Here is a 17,358-nt window from a genome sequence, read left to right on the forward strand (position 1 = left end):
CAACATACGGCATGTCAAGAACAACTTGCATTAAACCCCGTCCACCCCTATTCTGCTCACATGGATCAGACACATGACGCCGACCTGCGCATCGCGCATCCCCCCACCACACTGCGCGAGCTCGCGGTTGAACGGCTGCGACAGGCGATCATTTCCGGGCGGTTTCCGGGCGGGGTCCGGCTGGTCGAGCGCACGCTCTGCGACCAGTTGGGCGTGTCACGATCGGTCGTGCGCGAAGCGATCCGCTACCTCGAGGCCGAGGGTCTTGTCGAAACCCTTCCCCGTAGCGGGCCAGTGGTCGCAAAGCTCGACTGGGCCCGCGCGCAACAGATCTATGATATCCGCCGCCTGCTGGAGTCCGATGCCGCCGCCGCCTGTGCACGGCTGGCCGACGATGCGGTCAAGGCGCGGCTGATCACGGCGCTTTCCCAGCTTGAGGCGGCCTTTACCGAAGCGACGCCCCCGCAGCTTTACGATGCAACGACGCGCTTCTACGAGGTCATCTTCAGCGCCGCCGGCCATGATATCGCCTGGGAGATCGTGCAGCGCCTGAACAGCCGCATCTCGCGGCTAAGGGCGCTGACGCTGGCCACGACCGATCGTCGAACCTCGGGCCCTGCCCACATGGCGCGGATCTGCGCCGCAATATGCGCAGGCGATCCCGACGCCGCTGCACAGGCCGTCCGCGAACACCTGACTGACGCCTCTGAGATCGCACGAACCCTGCTGGAGCGTGAGGGATGACCGCCTACTGGATCGCCCATGTCACTGTCACCGACCCCGAGGCATATGCCGGGTATCAGGCTCTGGCCCCGGCAGCCTTTGCGGCCCATGGCGCACGGTTTCTGGCGCGCGGCGGCACTTCCGAGGTTCTGGAAGGACCAGAGCTTTCCCGCCATGTGGTGATCGAGTTCCCATCGCTCGAGGCCGCGCGGGCCTGCTATGCCTCCGACGCCTATCAGGCCGCCAAACGCCGCCGCGACGCCGCAGCCATCGCCCATGTCGTCATCGTCGAGGGGTTGTCTAAGCCGGCTTAGCCAGTAATTGACTGCTCATTCAATTCAACCTCACGACTGATCCTTCATGAAATCAGTTATCACTATAATATCCCAGGAAAGTTCCAACCTTAACAAAAACAGGTATCACGATACCTATACCAAATCCAATTGTTAGCAAAACACCGCCAAAAAACATAAATATATGATTCCCTAAGTATAAACTGGCAACAAAAGCAATGAATGCCAATGCAAACATAGCGGCCCCAATTTTAAAATATGTAGACATTCGGGGGCTGCCTTCCCCATTCTTTGGCTTTTTGCTCATGAAAATCTTCCCTTACCGTCAATTGCGCCTGGTGTGGGCAGTCTCCATCTCAGCCCTGCGGATAGGCGATCACCGAGAGATAACGCGCAGGCAGCTTGACCAGGACCTCGGGCCCGTGGGGCGCATCGGCGTCGAAGAACAGGCTGTCGCCGGGTTTCAGCGGATAGACCTCGTCGCCGTGCCGGTAGTCGACCTCGCCCTCAAGCATGTAAAGCAACTCCAGCCCGTCATGCTGAAAGGCTGGAAAGGTGTCGCTCTCGGTCGTCAGCGTGATCAGATAGGGTTCCACCACCACGCCGGACGCGTTCGACCCGATATGGCCCAGCAGGTGATACTGGTGTCCGGCCCGCGTACCACGGCGCTCGATCTCAAGATGCTCACCCGCGCGCACATGCTGCGCCTCGCGCCGCTCTTCGTAGCTGCGAAAGAAGGCCGTCACCGGAACCGAGAACGCATGACTGAGCACCTGAAGGGTGTTGAGCGACGGAGAGGTGATGCCGTTCTCGATCTTGGAGAGCATCCCGATCGACAGGCCGGTGATTCCCGCCAGCTCCGCAACAGTCATGTTCTGCTGGCGACGAAAGTTCCTGACCTCGCGCCCGATCGCGGCCTCAAGATTGCGTTCGGCGACCTCTCGCACGCGGTGCGGGTCTTGATCGAACGAGGGCTTGCCGCGCGGAATGACGGGATCGGTCATGGGCGTCTGTTCACTGTGATGGGTTGCTTTTCACTACCGGGAAACGGGCGCCTTGGCAATCGGGCCGCCCGCTGCACCTAGGCCGCGCGACGCCGCCGCGCGGGTGGGGTTCCGAATTTCGCAGTGAAGCAGCGGGTAAAATGCGCAGCACTTGCAAAGCCGGTCATCAGCGCGATCTCAAGAACCGGCAGAGATGTCTGCTGCAGCAACTCATCCGCCTTGGCCAGCCGCAGGTCGCGGTAAAAGGCCATCATCGACATTCCGAACTGCGCCGCGAACAGCCGCTGCAACTGCCGCGCACTGCCGCCCGCGAGTGTTGAAAGCTGATCCGGCGAAAGCGGATCGCCAAGATGGCTGGTCATCAATTCGACTGCAGCCTCCAGCACAGGGTGATGCAGGTTGAACCGCTGGCCCGCGCCAGATTGCTGCGGCTCTTCGGCCGGTCGAAGGCGGGGGTGGATGAACCACTCGCTGACCTTGCGCGCGAAGGCTGCACCATGTTCGCGGGCGATCAAGGCACCCATCATGTCCATCGCCGCCACGCCGCCGGCGCAGGTATAGCGGTCACGGTCAACCACATAGAGCGCGCGCTCGATCAGCAGATCGGGGGCAGTGTCGGCCAGCGCGTCGATATGCGCCCAGTGAACGGTAAAGCGCCGCCCCTCCATCAACCCGGCCTTGGCAAGGATCGCAGATCCGCCGGATATCCCGCCGAGCCGCACCGACCGCTGGACCAACCCGCGCAGCGCCCGGATCAGTGTCGGGTCCTCATAAAGCATCGGATTGCCGCCCGCGACAACCAGAGCGAGGTCAGGCGTTCCGACTTCGGCCAACGGATGCGTCTCGAACCCGCCGCCGGAGGTTGAAGGCATGAAGCCCCCTGCAGCCGAGTAGAACAGGCAGCGATAGAGGTTCCGCCCGGCCAGATGATTGGCGGCCCGCAAGGGCTCGACCGCGGCCGCGAGCGACATCAGCGCATAGTCCGGCGTCAGCAGGAAGGCGATGGTCATCGGACGGGATGGCGCAGGCATGGGCGACATTGCGGTGATCCCTGAAAAGCACCCCGAACACCTATCAGCGATGACCGATACAGACAAGAATATGTCCGTATGGATCAAACCGCTTCCGACAGGGCGCGCTAGGCAGGAAGGAACGACGGGTCCACACAAGGATGATCGGAAATGCGCTATTCGGCGTTCCGGGTTCTGAAAGAGGCATTGACCGGCCATAAGGGCTGGCAACCGCTGTGGCGCAACCCCGATCCCAAACCGGCCTATGACTATGTCATCGTGGGCGGCGGCGGCCACGGGCTTGCCACCGCCTATTATCTGGCTCGGACCTTTCGCAAAGCCCGGATCGCGGTGCTGGAGAAATCCTGGCTCGGGTCCGGCAACATCGGGCGGAACACCACGATCATCCGATCAAACTATCTGCTGCCGGGGAACGAGCCGTTCTACGAATTCTCGATGAAGCTGTGGGAGAACCTGGAGCAGGAGTTCAATTTCAACGCGATGGTCAGCCAGCGCGGCATCCTGAACCTGATCCACACCGATGGTCAGCGCGATGCCTATCGTCGGCGCGGCAACGCGATGCTGCTGGCGGGCGCCGATGCCGAGCTGCTGGATCAGGCGCAGGTCCGCGATATGGCGCCCTTCCTGAACTTTGACAATGCGCGCTTCCCGATCAAGGGCGGGCTCTTGCAGCGGCGCGCGGGCACGGCGCGGCATGACGGCGTGGCCTGGGGTTACGCACGGGGGGCCGATCTGGCCGGGGTCGACCTGATCCAGAATTGCGAAGTGACAGGCTTTCGCATCGCGGGTGGCCGGGTGCAGGGCGTCGAAACCTCGCGCGGCTACATAGGGGCGGGCAAGGTTGGCGTAGCGGTCGCGGGATCGACAAGCCGGGTCATGGCACAGGCCGGCATGCGCCTGCCAATCGAAAGCCATGTCCTGCAGGCCTTCGTCTCTGAGGGGTTGAAGCCCACCATCCCCGGCGTGATCACCTTTGGCGCAGGTCACTTCTATGTCAGCCAGTCTGACAAGGGCGGCCTCGTCTTTGGCGGTGACATCGACGGCTACAACTCGTACGCACAGCGCGGAAACATGCCCGTGATCGAGGACGTGGCCGAGGGTGGCATGGCGTTGATGCCGATGATCGGCCGGGCGCGCCTGCTGCGCATCTGGGGCGGCATCATGGACATGTCGATGGACGGCTCGCCCATCATCGACCGGACGCCGGTCGAAGGGCTCTATCTGAATGCAGGCTGGTGCTACGGCGGGTTCAAGGCAACCCCGGCCTCGGGCTACGCCTTCGCGCATCTGCTGGCGACCGACACGCCACATGATACCGCCCGCGCCTATCGGCTCGACCGGTTCAACCGTGGCTATGTGATCGACGAAAAGGGCATGGGCGCCCAACCGAACCTGCATTGAGGTGATGCGATGCTGATCCCCCACCCGCTTCTGGGCCTGCGCGACGCACAGGAGTTCACATATCTGGGCGATGCGGCCTTGCTGAACCGCCCGGATGGCCTGACCGCTCCCGAAGCCTTCAACGACTATGTTTACCTGCGCGACAATCCGGCGGGTGTGCATCGTGAACTATGGTTCCACGAACAGGGTGATCGCAGCTGGCTGATCGTGACCCGCAACACCCTGACCCATGACATTCTGGGCGTAGAGCTTGCCCGCGATGTGGCGCTTGGCGCAAAAGGTGCGAAATGAGACTGCAGGGCGGCTTGATCGACCGCAGCAAGACGCTGCGCTTCACCTTTGACGGCAAATCCTATCAGGGTCATCCGGGCGATACGCTGGCCTCGGCCCTTCTCGCGAATGGTGTGCGGCTGATGGGGCGCAGCTTCAAGTACCATCGCCCGCGCGGCCCGCTCTCTGCCGGATCGGAAGAGCCGAATGCGCTGGTTGAATTGCGCAGTGGCGCGCGGCAGGAGCCCAATACCCGCGCAACGGTGGTCGAGCTTTTCGACGGGCTGGAGGCCGCAAGTCAGAACCGCTGGCCCTCGCTTGCGTTCGATGCGATGGCGGTCAACGACCTCTTGGCCGATTTCCTGACGGCGGGCTTTTACTACAAGACCTTCATGTGGCCGCGCGCCTTCTGGGAAAAGCTTTACGAGCCCGCGATCCGCAACGCAGCCGGCCTTGGGCGCCTGTCCATGGAGGCCGACCCGGATGCCTATGACAAGGGCTTTCTGCATTGCGATCTTCTGGTCGTGGGTGGCGGGGCGGCGGGTCTGGCGGCCGCGCTGACGGCCGCGCGGGCCGGGGCATCCGTCATCCTGGCCGATGAGGACCACAGGTTGGGGGGGCGCCTGCTGGCAGAAAGCGACCTGTTGGACGATCAGCCCGCAACGACCTGGATCGCGGATGTCGAGTCGGAATTCGCCAGCCTGCCGAACCTGCGGATCATGCGCCGCACCACCGTCTGGGGGGCGTTCGACCATGGCGTCTATGGGGCTGTGGAGCGTGTGGCAGACCACCTGCCCACCCCCGCAAGTGCCGTGCGCCAGACCCTGTGGCGCATCACCGCGCGGCGGATGATCCTTGCGGCGGGTGCAACCGAGCGCCACATCCCATTTGCCAACAACGACCGGCCCGGCATCATGCTGGCGGGGGCCATGCGCGCCTATGCCAATCGCTGGGCGGCAAGCCCTGCAGACCGCGTGGCCGTCTTTACCAACAACGATGATGGCCACCACAGCGCGCTGGACATGAAGGCAAAGGGTGTCAGCGTGGCAGCCGTGATTGACGCGCGGCCAGATGCCAAGGCGTTCGGCGATTACCGCTTGATTGCCGGGGCGCATGTGACGAGCAGCCGCGGACGCCTGGGGCTTCGGTCCGTTCAGGTGACCCATGATCGGGGGCGCGAATGGATCGACTGCGGCGCGCTTGGCGTGGCCGGGGGGTGGAACCCGAACCTGCAACTTGCCTCCCATCAGCGTGGTCGCCCGGTCTGGGACGACACGCTGCACGCCTTCCTGCCCGGTGATCTGCCCGCGGGGATGACCGTCGCAGGGGCTGCGGCAGGTCACGGCAGCACGCAGGCTGCACTGGCCTCGGGCACCAAGGCGGCGGTCGAGGCGCTGGCGGCCCTTGGCATGACGGCCCTGCCCGCCACACTTCCACGTGCCGAGGATCGCGCCTCGGGGCTGCACCCCCTGTGGCATGTACCCGGCAAGGGACGTGCCTGGGTCGATTTCCAGAATGATGTCACGGTCAAGGATATCCGGCTCGCCCATAAAGAGAACATGCGTCCGGTCGAACATCTGAAGCGCTGGACCACGCTCGGCATGGCAACCGATCAGGGCAAGACCTCGAACGTGACTGCGCTTGCGGTCATGGCCGAACTGACCGGGCAGTCGATCGCCGCGACCGGCACCACCATCTTCCGCCCACCCTATACGCCGGTTTCGCTCTCGGTTCTGGGTGGGGGCGACACCGGCACCCATTTCCGGCCCCGGCGCCTGACGCCCAGCCATGAATGGGCCCGCGCGCATGGCGCGGTCTTCGTCGAGGTCGGGCAATGGATGCGCGCGCAGTATTTCGTCCAGCCCGGCGAGACGCACTGGCGCCAGTCGGTCGACCGTGAGGTTCTGGCAACCCGCAAGGGTGTGGGCATTTGCGACGTGACCACGCTGGGCAAGATCGATGTTCAGGGCGCGGATGCGGGCGCGTTTCTGGATCGGCTTTACGCCAATCCCATGGCGTCGCTGAAAGTGGGTATGGTCCGCTATGGGCTGATGCTGCGCGAGGATGGTCATGCTTATGACGATGGCACCTGCGCCAGATTGACCGAGGACCATTTTGTCGTGACCACCACCACCGCACAGGCGGGGCCTGTCTACCGCCACATGGAGTTCGCACGCCAATGCCTCTGGCCCGAGCTTGATGTGCAGCTGATTTCGACCACCGACGCCTGGGCGCAATTCTCTGTCGCGGGGCCGAACGCACGCAAACTGCTGGAGCGTATCGTGGACGGGTTCGATCTGTCGAACGCCGCCTTCCCCTTCATGGCCTGCGCCAGTCTGACGGTCTGCGGCGGACTTCGGGCCCGGCTCTTCCGCATCTCTTTTTCGGGCGAACTGGCCTATGAGATCGCGGTTCCGGCACGCTACGGACATGCGTTGATCGCCCGGATGATCGAACTCGGCGCAGATCTGGGGGTCACGCCCTATGGAACCGAGGCGCTTGGCGTCCTGCGGATCGAGAAGGGTCACCCGGCCGGGAACGAGTTGAACGGCCAGACCACGGCGCAGATGCTGGGCATGGGGCAGATGGTCTCTGCCAAAAAGGATGCGATCGGCGCGGTCATGTCGCGCCGCGAAGGCCTGCTTGCCGAGCCCAGGGTATTGGTCGGCCTTCTGCCGGTAAACCCTGCCGACCCGGTTGTCGCGGGCTCGCACCTTTTCACCAAGGATGCAGAGCAACGAACCGAGACGGATGAGGGCTGGATCACTTCGGCCGCCTTCTCACCCCACATCGGCTCGGCGATCGGGCTGGGTTTTCTTGCCAATGGTCGCGCGCGGTTGGGGGAAGTGATCACCGCCGCCAATCCGCTGCAGGGTCAGCAGATCGCGCTGCGTGTCGTATCCGCCCATTTCGTCGATCCGGAAGGAGAACGTCTCCGTGCCTGAAGCCGCAGTTCAACCGCTCTTGGCCCTGACCGCACTTGGCGGCGCCACCCCGCGCAAGGCTGTGCATGGCGTACTGACGCTTGAAGAAAATCCCGGCCTCGCGCTCGCCTCGCTGGCCCTGCGCCGTGGCACATCGAGGCCCACGCCCTTTGGCATACCCCTGCCCGATGCCGGGGGCTGGACAGGCCGCGACGGCGTCTCGATCTTCTGGACCGCGCCGGACCAGTGGTTGGTCGCAGCCGAGGCCCGCGCGGACTCCGACTTTGCGGCAACCGTTGCGGCCGAGGCTCCGGGATGTTCCGTCACCGAGCAGACAGACGGCTTTGCCGCGTTCGAGATCACCGCATCAACCGGCGAGGCCCCGATCCTGTCGCTTATGGCAAAGCTCGTGAACCTCGATCCCCGGCGATACGGCCCCGGCACGGCAACCCGGACCGGGTTGGAGCATATGAGTGTCTTTGTCATCCGACCCGCTCCCGGCCGGCTGTCGGTCTTGGGGATGCGATCGGCGGCCGGATCGCTGTGGCATGCGCTGGAAACCGCCGTTGCGCGGATAGCTCCCTGACACGGGTGGCGGACCGGGGTTGCCCCCCGCTTGCATCGCGAAACCCAAGACCATCGGCGCCGCCTCGCTCGGGCGGCTCTGTTGACCTGACACTTCAACCAAGAGAACGCCCATGAACCGTTATGCCCTGCGCGTCATCTGCACCTCCACCCGCGGGATCGTCGCCGCAATCACCGGCTATCTGGCCGACCGCGGTTGCAACATCACCGACAGCGCGCAGTTTGACGATATCCATACCGGCCGTTTTTTTATGAGGGTGAGCTTCCGATCGGAAGAAGGGGTCTCGCTCGACTCATTGCGCGAGGGCTTTGCCAGCATCGCCACCGACTTTGGGATGGAGGTCGAATTCCTTGACGAGGCGAAAAAGCGCAAGGTCGTGCTGATGGTTTCGCGTTTCGGCCATTGTCTGAACGACCTGCTCTACCGCTGGCGCATCGGGGCGCTGCCGATCGATATCGTCGCAGTGATCTCGAACCATATGGACTATCAGAAGGTCGTGGTGAACCACGACATCCCATTCCATTGCATCAAGGTCACCAAAGAGAACAAGCCGCAGGCCGAGGCCGAGCAAATGCGCATCCTACGCGAGACCGGGGCCGAGTTGGTCGTGCTGGCACGCTATATGCAGGTGCTGTCGGATCAGATGTGCAAGGAAATGTCGGGGCGGATCATCAACATCCACCACTCGTTCCTGCCGTCATTCAAGGGCGCCAACCCCTACAAACAGGCCTATGAGCGCGGGGTGAAGCTGATCGGGGCAACCTCGCATTACGTTACCGCCGATCTGGACGAGGGCCCGATTATCGAACAGGACACGGTCCGGATCACGCATGCACAATCGCCCGAGGATTATGTCTCGCTTGGCCGCGATGTCGAGGCTGCGGTCCTGTCGCGCGCCATCCACGCCCATGTCAACGGACGCGTCTTCCTGAATGGCGAAAAGACTGACGTCTTCCCCGCCTCGCCGGGGTCCTATGCAAGCGAGCGCATGGGCTGACGCTGCACCCGACGCAGGCCACCAGCGCAAACAATCATGCCGTGCGAAGGCGGCTTTCCCGCAGCAAGCCGAGATGGTCAAGGATCGGATAGGCGACCGAGGCGAGATGGGCGTTCACCCGTTTCAGATCGCGCAGCAGATCAAGATGGATCGTGCTGGTCTCGATCGTCTCACGCCGCCCGGCCTTCATCCGCTCCAGATGGGCCTCTGCCGACTTTGCCTCAAGCTTGCGGCTGACGATCTTCTGATCAACCAGACGCCGTGCAAGCTCGGGGTCGCGCGAGAGGAAGATCGCTTGCGCCATCCGCAGGTTCTCGCGCGTGTGCTGGTAAAAGTCCGCGATCTCTGCCTGCCCCTCGGGCGAAAGGGTCAGCCGCTTGCGGGCCTTCTTGATCGCGATCTCGGCCAGACCGGTCTCGATGATGTCGCCGATATGCTCAAGGTTGATCGCGTATGAGATGATCTCGTTTGCGCGACGGGCGTCATTCTCGTCCAGTTCGGCCCGGCTCAGACGCGCGACATAGAGCTTGATCGCCTCGTGCAGCCGATCCACCTCGGACTCCAGCCGTCCCACCTCGGCGCAGGGGGCCTCATCCGCGCTGGTCAGGCTGTCGAGCGTGCGATCCAGCATTTCGCCCACCAGATCGCCAAGTCGCAGCGTCTCGCGTGCCGCAACGGCTAGCGCCATGTCCGGCATGGGCAGAAGCCCGTCATCCAGATAGCTGGGCGTCACGCTTCCGGCTTCAGCGCTGTCGGGCAGGATCATTTCGGCCAACCGCCCCACCGGACCGATCAGTGGCATGAAGATCACCAGAAGCCCGAAGTTGAAGGCCAGATGCGCCCCCACCACCAGATCGCTTGGATCGGGCAGCAGGCGCATCAAGAGGTCGGTGACCGGGCCGGCCATGATCAGCACAAGCACCGTGCCCGCCCCGCGGACCAGAAGGTTTGACAGCGCAAGCCGCCGTGCAGCAGGCCCGTCGCTCTGGACAGCCATCAAGGGCGGAATCGCGCCACCCAGGTTGGCCCCGGCAACCAGAAGAAGCGACAGTTCCGGACCGACGACGCCGCCGGCGGCCATCAGCATCACCAGCATCACCACCGCCAGACTTGATGATCCCAGGACTGCCAGACCGGCAGCCAGCAGCACTGCAAAGACCGGCGCCTGATCAAGCGCGCGAAGGACCACCACCATGGTCGGCGACTCGCGCATCGGTTCGGTCACACCGCTCAGCAGTTGCAGCGCCAGCATCATGAGCCCCAAGCCAAGGATCGCCCGTGCAAGATTGCGGCCGCGCGTTGCCCGTGCCATGCCGAAACCTGCCACACCGACAAAGATCAGAACGCTTCCCAGCCAGGACACCTCGGCCGACAGGATCAGTGCAACGACCGCTGTCCCAAGATTGGCGCCCAGCATCATGGCCTGCCCCATCCTCGGCTGAATCATGTCGCGCGCCGCGAATGAGCCGATGATCACAGCCGTCGCCGTGCTGGACTGCAGACCCAGGGTCGCGACAAATCCCCAGAATGCCGCCGCCAGACGATTGCCGGTGCCACGACCGATCCACTGTCGCAGGACTGCGCCGTAGGCCCTGAGGATACCTGTCTTGATCAGGCGCAATCCCCAGAGGAGCAGCGCCGCCGCACCAAGAAGATCGATGAGCTGGATGGTCGCGTCCAATTTCTATCCCCAAGCGCCGGACTGAAATGCCGCGCAGGATTCAGCCTGCCATCAATTGCACAGCCTTGCAACAAAACTGTTACAATTGTGCGTTATGCTTGCCATGCAATGTTCACAAGCCACAGTATCCACGTCGGATTCTTCTGGTTTTCTGTTAGTTTTCACTGAAATGCGCAGGGGCCGTTTCTACCGTGGCCAAACTGTGCAATATTGCAACAGCAGTGCAAGGATCGGGGTGGGTCTTGGCCAAGTCGAAGCGAAAACCGAAGAAGGCGTCGGTCAGCGCCAACCGGGTGGCCGAACTTGCAGGCGTGTCACGCTCGGCCGTGTCACGCACATTTACCGATGGGGCAAGCGTATCGGCAGAGACGCGGGCCAAGGTTCTCGCCGCGGCCGAACGCCTTGGCTACCACGTCAACCATCTGGCGCGCGGGCTGATCCATCATCGATCGGGCATCATCTGCCTGATCGTGGCCGAGATGCAGACCCCCTATCAGGCCGCTTTTGTCGACATGGCGACCCGACGCCTGCAGGCCATCGGCAAGGTGGTCATGGTCCTGAACGCGACCGGCCAGCCCGCCAATGTCGAGGCCGCGCTGCGGCAGACCCTGAACTACCGCGCCGATGCAACTGTCGTCGTGTCCGGCAGCCCGCCCGCGTCATTGATCGAGACCTGTATCGAGAACGGTCAGCGGGTGATCCTCATCAACCGCGACGATGCCGCTGCTGGCCCGCATGTGGTGATGGTCGACAACGACACCGCCGCACGCGAAGCCATGCTGATGCTGCGCCGGGCCGGTTGCGTGCGACTGGCCGTCATAAGCTCTACCGCAGGCACGCCAAGCATCATCGCCCGCGAGCGGGCATTCGCGGCGGCCGCGCAGGAACAGGGGCTTGAGGTGCAGATCGTACGCGCCGGTCCCACCGGATATGCCGCCGGCGCGGATGGCGCACGTCAGGTTCTGGCGCTGTCATCCCGACCCGAAGGCGTGTTCTGCACCACAGACCTTCTGGCACTCGGCTTCATGGATGCGGCCCGTCAGGAGTTCTGCCTGCGCGTGCCCGAGGACCTCTGCGTCATCGGATTTGACGATATCCCCGAGGCCGGATGGCTGGGCTACAACCTGACAACCTTCCGCCAGCCGATCGAAGAGATCGTGAGCCAGATCGCGCAAATTCTTGAAACTGAGGACGAAGAAGATACTGGCCCGCGCTGCCTTCCCGTTCAGGTGGTCTGGCGGCGCACGGTCCGCCCCTGAAGCGCAGCCACCCCCAGGTCATCGTCCAGACGAAAATCGCGGTTGGGAAGGCGGTAGAGATAGGCGTGCAGGATGCGCAGCAGAGCGGCAAAACCGCCAACAAGACCGCTCGGATCCGCATCCGGTCGTCGCAGCGTCAGCGTACGATAGAATGCCAGCCTTGGAGCGGCAATGTACGGCAGCGCCATCTCACCGCCCTTGCGCAGCCGGTACCAATCGCAGGCGAAGTCGACCATAGAGCCGTCGGGGGCGGCCGCAGGTGAATGCCCCAGAAGCACTGCAAGATCCGCCAATCGCCCTTGCCGCACAAAGGCTGCCATGCCCTCGGGCCATTCGCGCGGCAGATAGCGTCCCATGACGATATCGGCGAGATGATGGTCAAGAAAGGCCGCATGATCGGTCGCGCGGCTGGCTGCCGGCGGCTGGCGCCCCTCGCACATGGCCTCGGCACGATAAGCGCCAAAGGCACCATCATGTCCAGGCACGTCGGTCAGGGGCAGTGTGCGAAAAGTCATGCCGCAGGCATCCGCATCAAGCATCTTTAGCGCCGGAGGAAACCCGACGGGCGAAGGCACGGCGATGTTCACCAATCCGCTCTGATCCTGCGCGGTGTCGTTCACATGCAGATGCCCCGAGAAATGCACCCGAACGCCTGTCGCTGCAAAGGCCTGAGCAACCTCGGGCGGCGGGGCGCGGCGGGCGAGTCCGGTCGCGCCGAAAAGCGCCACCTCATCAGCCGAGGCACCACCGAGCGGGTCAAGCACCGGATAATGTGAAAAGGCGATCAGCCGCTTCCCGCCCTTGCGCGCCCGCTCTGCCACATCGGTCATCCACTGCAACAGGTGGGGCCGATGGCGCAGGACTGCCGACCATCCGGTGTTTGACGGATCATGAAAACTGGCAGGGTCGGCAAGATCGCGCGCCCCGTTGCGCGGCACACAGACATTGGCATCGAGCGACAGGACCCACAGGCCCTCGATCGGCTCAACCAGATATGAGGCGTCGATTATCGCACAGGACGACAGGCCATCGGCGCTGACAACATCATGGCGACGCGCTGACCAGTCCGGGTCGGGGCCAAAGGGCGTTTCCCAATGCAGATCGCCAGGTGCGGGAAGATAGCCCAACCCCTCCATCATCCGCAAAGCAGGTTCCGCGCCAAGGGTCGCCGCATCTAACAAAGTTGCGCTATCCACGATCACGGCGCCGCCCATTGCGTCAACAAAGCCCTTGATCTGCGGCCGACCTGCGACGGCAAAGAAATCGTGGTTCCCCGGCGTTGCAAGAAACCGCATGCCGTACCGTGTGCGGTATTCATCCAGCAGCGCAAGGGCCGCGCGAATGTTGGGCGCCTGACCGTCATCCGTCAGATCGCCCAAAAGCAGCACAAGCCGCGCATCCTCTCGCGCCGCACGGTCAAGCGCAGCACGGAACGCCGGCAGGCTTTCATTGAATACCCGCGTCGAGGCTGACGTCTCGGCGTAGCTGCGCACGGCCAGCCGCAGCCCCGACCCAGATGGCGACCAGTCACAGTCATGCACATGCGGATCGGCGATCAACGCAATCCGTGTCACGCCCGCAGCGCCCCGGCCGCAGGCTGCCCAGCCCGATCTGCCTCGATCAGTCGCACCCAATGGGCGGTGCGTTCGGCAGCGGCGACAAGCATGGGCTTTGGCGTCTCGTGCCATTCGTCCGGGCGCAACTCGCGCCTGATGCGCAGCAGGTCTATCGCATCAGACAGCGCCGGAAACTCTTGCGGAATATGCAGGTGCAGGAACAGCGCGGTCAGCACGACCGAACGCGAGCGCCCGGCGCGACAATTGACCAGAAGATTGCCACGGTCGCGGATCGGATAGCTGGGCTTTTCCGGCATCACCTGATCTAGCGCGCCGCGCAACTGGTAGAAGCCCGCCAGCATCATCGTGTCAGGATTGCCCGGCCCGTCGACGATGCCCAGCTTGTAATAGCGGATCGGCGCAGGCCCATAGCCGACACGGCTGTCATGCGAAACCTCATCGGGCGTGGCAACATAGTTGAAATCGAGATTGACCGCGCAGTTCAGCACGGTCGTGATCCCATGGGACCGCAAGAGCCGCACGTCCGACGCTCCCTCGCGCCCGCCCACGTAAAGATCGACGCCATAGCCCGGCAGGTTTTCATAGACCTTGCTGATGAAAGGCCGGTCATATCGAGGGGTGGATTTTTCGGTCATGCGCTTTTCAGGATCGGATCAGAGGGTTGCGTCAGAAGATCGGGGCCAGTCAGCAGTGGAATGCCGGTCGCATCGGCCAGCACCCCGGCGACAGCAGGGGTTGCAGCCAGCACCGCCCCGCCACGGAGCAAGCCGCCCTCCGAAAGGAAAGGCCCGGTTACGCCACCCGCCTCGCGCACCAGCAGCAAGCCCGCCAGGCAATCCCAGGGGTTCATGTGCAGTTCGGCATAGCCGTCGCTGCGCCCGTCCGCCACATAGGCAAGCCCCATCGCCCCCGATGCTGCCCGCCGCACATTGCTGCCCGCGCGGAACAGTCCTTCAAGTGCCGCGATATAGCGCTCCAGCGGTTCGCGGTTGGACCAGCCCATCTCGAACGACGTGGCTGCGATGTCGTTCGTATTCGACACGCGGATGGCAAGCCCGTTGCGCCGCGCGCCCCGGCCGTGGCGGGCCAGATAAGTCTCATCCAGCGCAGGGTTCACGATGGCGCCCAGCTGAACCTCTCCATTCGCGACAAAGGCAATCGAGACACAGAAATGTGGAATGGCACGGGCAAAATTCGCAGTGCCGTCGATTGGATCGACAACCCAGGCCTGCGCGCCCGGCAAGCCGCCGGTTTCCTCGCCCAGGAATCCGTCCTCGGGAAAGGTTTCGGCAATCCGGCTACGAATATGCGCCTCAACTGCGCCATCGGTCTCGGTCAGGAAGTCCTGCGGCCCCTTCATGCTGGCGGACTGCCCGGTCTGGCGCGAGAACCCGTCAAGCGCAAGGGCCGCCGCGCTGGCGGCAAGGCCATGCAGGAAGGCTTCCCGCGTATCTATGTCATGCTCTGTCAGGCTCATTCGTCTTTCCCTTCGAAGGCAGGTTCTTGCCCCTGATTGCACACCAGTGCAACCGTGTTCTTTAACTCTGGATGGCGGCTGTCTCGACAGCGTGCAAAGCCGTGCGGCTCTGCTCCCGCCTCGCTGAAATCTCTTGGCAGATGCGCTGCAGCGTGGGGTAATCGGCACCCGTGCCCAATGCCAGATAGCCCGGATGCTGGTGGTCAGGATCACCCGCAGCGCGCTGGCCCAGCCCGAATGGGTGATAGCGCCCCCCGGCTTGCCTGAGGATAAGGATCGCCGCCGTCACGTCCCAGGCGTTGACTCCGAAGCCCGCAGCCGCGTCGACCCAGCCAGCGGCGACATGGGCGATCGACAGGGCCGCGCTGCCCGGGCGGCGCAGGGTCGCGACCGTCTCCAGCAGTTGTCCCTGATGCTCCAGCGCGGCCGCTCGTCCGTCAGCCCGAAAGTCGCGCGGAACCGGATAGCCGCAAATCAGCACCGCCTCCGACTCATCGGCGACGGCCTTCGACTGCAACGGTTGCCCGTTGAGCCACGCACCGCCATCTGCCGATGCCGCGAACAGCGTCCCCGCAACCGGATCATAGATTGCCCCGGCGACGATGCGGTCGCCGATGACTGCGCCGACCGATGTGCACCAGAAGGCCATGCCGCGCGCAAAGTTCGCCGTGCCATCAATGGGATCGACGAACCACTGCACCTCACCCGAGCCAGTCAGCCCACTCTCCTCACCCACGAAAACCGAGTCGGGAACCTCGCGAAAGATCAGGTCGCGGATTGCCGCCTCGGCCCTGCGGTCATGTTCGGTCACCGGGTCGTGGCGGTCGCGCTTGTAGTCCACCTGCATTTGCCCGCGGAATGCCGCAAGCAACTCGGGCGCGGCAACCTGTGCGGCAGCCATGGCGGTGCGAAGAAGTTGATCGGACATCGAGGCTTTCCTGAAGTTACAAGGCGGAGGGCGGCAGAGGATGCGCCCCCCGCAGGCAGTCATCTCTGGTGGTGGAGTCGCCAGAAATCCTGCCAGTCCTGACGGGTATCCCAGTCATCAAGCCCGGTTGCCGGGTTGTAGGTCAGCACCTCGGCCATATGCGCAGAGATGCCCGAGGGCTCATCCGCGGGCAGACCCACGGTCCGGTTCGACGAAAGTTTTCCATCTTCGGCCTGCGGCGCGATGCCTTCGGCGGTCATCACATAATGGATGAAGAGACGCGCCGCATTCGGGCTGTCGGTCCCCTTGACGATCAAGCCTACGGTGGCATTGGCAAAGCCGATGAAGGGGTCGATGCCGCTGCAGAGACCAAGCGTGAAACCGGCGCCCGCGTTGTCGCGGAACTTGGCCGCGCTCACCAGACCGATAAACGGCTCGGTCTGGCCGGGAGCGGCCACTGCCTCAGCCGCAGCCGAGTCGCTGTCGGTCAGCAGCGGGCCGTTTGCGGCAAGCGCCGCCACAAACGCCTCTGTTGCGCTACCCTTGTCGGTTTCCAGCGGCTTGCCGTAGTGGGCCTCGTAGGCCGCGCGCAGTCGATCATCCGCATGCGCACGCATCTGGTTGAACCAATCGGTATAGGACGGCTTGCCCAGCGGGTCTTGCATGGCAACCTTGCCCTTCCATTCGGGCTCAGTCAGTTGCCAGATATTGGTGATCGGGCAAGCCTCGTAAAGCGCGGTGTTGAAGGCAAGCACGTTCGGGCTGGAGACCACCAGAAGGGGGTTCTGCGCCATGGGTTCGATATCGGCGGCCAGATCCGGCGGCACCCAGCTTTCGGCAAATCCACCCGGCAGAAGCTGACCGATGGCGGCCGGCACGTCGGAAATCAGCGAGACGTCGCCCTGCACATTGCCTGACTGCGCCTCGCGGATGATGGTTTCCAGCTGCGCGGTGGCCTTGGTCTTGGTGCCTGTGGCCTGCACGCCGTATTTGGCGGTAAAGGCCTCGGCCATATCGACGATCTTGCCGGTGCTGTCGAAAACGGTGATCGGCGGTTCAGCCTTTGCCGCCGCGATCAGCGCTTCGATGTCGAAGTCTTCGGCCCGCGCCACCCCGGTGAATCCGAGCGTCAGCGCGAGAAGCACTCCTGTCTTCATCTTTCTTTCCTCCCTGTCCTTGTGTGATCCGCGCCCGCCCCTCCCCGGAC

17 protein-coding genes are annotated in these 17,358 nt (G+C 63.7%); 8 read left to right on the forward strand and 9 right to left on the reverse strand.

The genetic code is table 11. The features are described from left to right. Positions 1-60: 60 nt before the first annotated feature. Positions 61-744: a GntR family transcriptional regulator gene (locus tag FQU74_RS12830; protein WP_146286866.1), complete on the forward strand. Its 684-nt coding sequence runs from the start codon at positions 61-63 to the stop codon at positions 742-744. After that, entirely contained in the window at positions 741-1,037 is a 297-nt protein-coding gene (locus FQU74_RS12835; protein ID WP_146286867.1) for a DUF1330 domain-containing protein, read from the forward strand. The genes FQU74_RS12830 and FQU74_RS12835 overlap by 4 nt, the downstream gene beginning before the upstream one ends. Positions 1,038-1,089: 52 nt before the next feature. Here the strand turns inward: FQU74_RS12835 and FQU74_RS12840 are convergent, their stop codons facing one another. The 3 genes from FQU74_RS12840 to FQU74_RS12850 form a co-directional block, all read right to left on the reverse strand. Then, positions 1,090-1,323: a hypothetical protein gene (locus tag FQU74_RS12840; protein ID WP_146286868.1), complete on the reverse strand. Its 234-nt coding sequence runs from the start codon at positions 1,321-1,323 to the stop codon at positions 1,090-1,092. A gap of 49 nt (positions 1,324-1,372) precedes the next feature. Further along, positions 1,373-2,020 (reverse strand): helix-turn-helix domain-containing protein, encoded by a 648-nt coding sequence (locus FQU74_RS12845; protein WP_146286869.1) that lies wholly within the window; start codon positions 2,018-2,020, stop codon positions 1,373-1,375. 77 nt (positions 2,021-2,097) lie between these two features. Next, complete coding sequence (locus tag FQU74_RS12850) at positions 2,098-3,030, reverse strand: GlxA family transcriptional regulator (protein ID WP_146286923.1); 933 nt, start codon at positions 3,028-3,030, stop codon at positions 2,098-2,100. 171 nt (positions 3,031-3,201) lie between these two features. Here FQU74_RS12850 and FQU74_RS12855 point away from each other — a divergent pair, with 171 nt between their 5' ends. From FQU74_RS12855 to purU, 5 genes are all read left to right on the forward strand, one after another. Continuing rightward, positions 3,202-4,452, forward strand: coding sequence for a sarcosine oxidase subunit beta family protein (locus FQU74_RS12855; protein ID WP_146286870.1), 1,251 nt, complete (start codon positions 3,202-3,204; stop codon positions 4,450-4,452). 9 nt (positions 4,453-4,461) lie between these two features. Continuing rightward, positions 4,462-4,743, forward strand: a complete 282-nt coding sequence (locus tag FQU74_RS12860; protein ID WP_146286871.1) for a sarcosine oxidase subunit delta — start codon at positions 4,462-4,464, stop codon at positions 4,741-4,743. Beyond that, positions 4,740-7,667, forward strand: coding sequence for a sarcosine oxidase subunit alpha family protein (locus tag FQU74_RS12865; RefSeq protein WP_146286872.1), 2,928 nt, complete (start codon positions 4,740-4,742; stop codon positions 7,665-7,667). Before FQU74_RS12860 ends, FQU74_RS12865 begins: the two co-directional genes overlap by 4 nt. Next, positions 7,660-8,232, forward strand: coding sequence for a sarcosine oxidase subunit gamma (locus FQU74_RS12870; RefSeq protein WP_229704385.1), 573 nt, complete (start codon positions 7,660-7,662; stop codon positions 8,230-8,232). Before FQU74_RS12865 ends, FQU74_RS12870 begins: the two co-directional genes overlap by 8 nt. A 112-nt stretch (positions 8,233-8,344) precedes the next feature. Continuing rightward, positions 8,345-9,229, forward strand: a complete 885-nt coding sequence (purU, locus tag FQU74_RS12875) for a formyltetrahydrofolate deformylase (RefSeq protein WP_146286873.1) — start codon at positions 8,345-8,347, stop codon at positions 9,227-9,229. Between the two features lie 34 nt (positions 9,230-9,263). On the opposite strand, the gene FQU74_RS12880 is transcribed toward purU, so the two are convergent. Then, complete coding sequence (locus FQU74_RS12880; protein ID WP_146286874.1) at positions 9,264-10,910, reverse strand: Na/Pi cotransporter family protein; 1,647 nt, start codon at positions 10,908-10,910, stop codon at positions 9,264-9,266. Positions 10,911-11,152: 242 nt separating this feature from the next. On the opposite strand from FQU74_RS12880, the gene FQU74_RS12885 reads away from it, so the two are divergent. Then, positions 11,153-12,169, forward strand: a complete 1,017-nt coding sequence (locus tag FQU74_RS12885; protein WP_146286875.1) for a LacI family DNA-binding transcriptional regulator — start codon at positions 11,153-11,155, stop codon at positions 12,167-12,169. Here FQU74_RS12885 and FQU74_RS12890 read toward each other — a convergent pair. The 5 genes from FQU74_RS12890 to FQU74_RS12910 form a co-directional block, all read right to left on the reverse strand. Further along, positions 12,136-13,743 (reverse strand): metallophosphoesterase family protein, encoded by a 1,608-nt coding sequence (locus tag FQU74_RS12890; protein WP_158635584.1) that lies wholly within the window; start codon positions 13,741-13,743, stop codon positions 12,136-12,138. The genes FQU74_RS12885 and FQU74_RS12890 overlap by 34 nt on opposite strands. After that, the gene (locus tag FQU74_RS12895; RefSeq protein WP_146286877.1) at positions 13,740-14,381 is read right to left on the reverse strand and encodes a dual specificity protein phosphatase family protein; all 642 of its coding nucleotides are present in this window, start codon (positions 14,379-14,381) and stop codon (positions 13,740-13,742) included. Before FQU74_RS12895 ends, FQU74_RS12890 begins: the two co-directional genes overlap by 4 nt. Beyond that, positions 14,378-15,223 carry an inositol monophosphatase family protein gene (locus FQU74_RS12900; protein ID WP_146286878.1) on the reverse strand — a complete coding sequence of 282 codons (846 nt, stop codon included), beginning with the start codon at positions 15,221-15,223 and terminating at the stop codon, positions 14,378-14,380. Before FQU74_RS12900 ends, FQU74_RS12895 begins: the two co-directional genes overlap by 4 nt. 61 nt (positions 15,224-15,284) lie before the next feature. Beyond that, a complete protein-coding gene (locus FQU74_RS12905) occupies positions 15,285-16,151 on the reverse strand; it encodes an inositol monophosphatase family protein (RefSeq protein ID WP_206665027.1) in 867 nt (288 codons plus the stop codon). A 59-nt stretch (positions 16,152-16,210) separates the two neighbouring features. Then, entirely contained in the window at positions 16,211-17,308 is a 1,098-nt protein-coding gene (locus FQU74_RS12910; RefSeq protein WP_146286880.1) for an ABC transporter substrate-binding protein, read from the reverse strand. Positions 17,309-17,358 lie beyond the last annotated feature (50 nt).

It is taken from the genome of Gemmobacter aquaticus (assembly GCF_007859075.1).
Taxonomy (GTDB): domain Bacteria; phylum Pseudomonadota; class Alphaproteobacteria; order Rhodobacterales; family Rhodobacteraceae; genus Gemmobacter; species Gemmobacter aquaticus.